Here is a 1220-nt window from a genome sequence, read left to right on the forward strand (position 1 = left end):
ACCGGTGACAAATAGCCCAGTGCACTGTGAATTCGCTTGCGATTGTAGAAGAATTCAATGTATCTGTAAATCTCGTTATAGGCTTGTTCCCTCGTTATAAATCGTTTGCAGTAAACAAGTTCTTTCTTGAGTAAGCTATGAAACGACTCCATACATGCGTTATCGTAGCAGTTCCCTTTACGGCTCATACTTGCAACCATTTTGTAGTCTTTAAGCCGCTTGCGGTAATCATCTGAGGCGTATTGCGATCCGCGATCAGAGTGGTGTATTACCCCTTTTTTTGGCTTCTTTGCTGCGTATGCATCTTCCAGAGCGCCTAGTACGATGTCGGTTGTCATACGGTTTTGGAGGCGCCAACCTACGATTTCACGTGTACAAAGGTCAAGGATGCTTGCAAGGTATAAACGACCCTCTTTGCACGGAATGTAGGTAATGTCAGCAACCCATACTTTATTCGGTTTTAACACTTTAAATTGCTGATTGAGGATGTTCGGAGCGATCGGCAAGTCATGGTTGGAGTCCGTTGTTTGAACTTTAAATTTTCGGGAGACACAGGAACGAAAGCCAATCTCTTGCATATACAAACCAACTGTTCGCTCAGACACCTCTGAGCCTTCCTGCTGCAACAGATAGGTGATCTTGGGTGCTCCATAACGTTTCTCGTTGTCATTGAAGTGGAAGATGATCCTATCCATCAATTTGCGCTTGCGCTGTTCCTGCTCACTCGGTCCTTTGGACTTCCATTTGTAGTAACCGCTCCGGGAAACAACAAGTACCTTGCACATCTTCTCCAAATTAAACTCGGAGCGATGATCTTCAATGAACTGAAATTTTAGTTCTTTGGCTTGCTGAAGATGTGCACTGCCTTTTTTACAATCGCTAATTCTTCTTCAACATCGGCGATCTTGCGGTCTTTCATACGAAGTTCGCGTTCTTGCTCTTTAAGTAGCTGTTCCAGCTCACGAATACGATCATTACTGGGGATAGGCTCATTCTTGAAATCACGATACTTAGCCTTCCAGGAATACAACGTCTTTGCAGGGATATCCAATTCAAGGGCAATATCCTCCACCGTCTTCGACTGCTCCAGTAGGTACTTTACCGTCTGTTTCTTAAACTCTTCGTTATACCGTTTCCGTTGTTCACCCATGCGAACACCTCCTAGATATATTCATTATTGATTTCTCTTAACGAGGTGTCCACTTTTTATTCTAGATGTA

Annotated in this window: 2 protein-coding genes; both read right to left on the reverse strand. The window is 43.7% G+C overall.

Annotation, left to right across the window (positions count from 1 at the left end; genetic code table 11):
* Positions 1 to 884: IS3 family transposase (locus HI950_RS35365; RefSeq protein ID WP_317618511.1), on the reverse strand; the 884-nt coding region annotated here is incomplete at its 3' end.
* Positions 833 to 1150 (reverse strand): transposase, encoded by a 318-nt coding sequence (locus HI950_RS36315; RefSeq protein ID WP_223285702.1) that lies wholly within the window; start codon positions 1148 to 1150, stop codon positions 833 to 835. The genes HI950_RS36315 and HI950_RS35365, both read right to left, overlap by 52 nt.
* Between the last annotated feature and the right edge of the window lie 70 nt (positions 1151 to 1220).

It is taken from the genome of Paenibacillus sp. PL91, assembly GCF_012935325.2.
In the GTDB taxonomy this organism is placed as follows: Bacteria; Bacillota; Bacilli; order Paenibacillales; family Paenibacillaceae; genus Pristimantibacillus.

Coding starts and splice junctions, on each gene's coding strand:
- HI950_RS36315 (WP_223285702.1), bottom strand. CDS start 1,150: ATGGGTGAACAACGGAAACGGTATAACGAAGAGTTTAAGAAACAGACG.